Source organism: Delftia sp. ASV31, assembly GCF_016428765.1.
Taxonomy (GTDB): Bacteria; Pseudomonadota; Gammaproteobacteria; order Burkholderiales; family Burkholderiaceae_C; genus Comamonas; species Comamonas acidovorans.
On record NZ_JAELTK010000233.1, the window covers coordinates 1 to 390 of the forward strand.

The 390-nt window shown below is 73.1% G+C and carries 1 pseudogene; it reads right to left on the bottom strand.

Annotated elements, in window-relative coordinates:
• Positions 1-390: pseudogene (locus JHD82_RS29145) on the bottom strand (hypothetical protein); the annotation flags it as partial.

The window sequence follows — 390 nt, forward strand, 5'->3', positions numbered from 1 at the left end:
CCCCCCCCCCCCCCCCCCCCCCCCCCCCCCCCCCCCCCCTTGTCAAGCAGAAGACGGCATACGCGATCAACGTCAGCGTCTCGTGGGCTCGGAGATGTGTATAAGAGACAGGGCTGGCATTTCGTGCCGTGCGCCCGATGGCCCTGGTGGGCCTGTCCCTGCTGATCGGCACGGCGGTGGCGCTGAGCGTGACGGCGGCCCTTTTCGGCCAGGTGCATTTGCTGACCCTGGTGTTCGGCGCCAGCCTGGGGGGGGGGGGGGGGGGGGGGTGACGCTGCCGACGAAATGCGAACAGTGTAGATATCGGTGGTCGGGGGGTGATTAATAAAGGGGGGGGGGGGGGGGGGGGGGGGGGGGGGGGGGGGGGGGGGGGGGGGGGGGGGGGGGGGG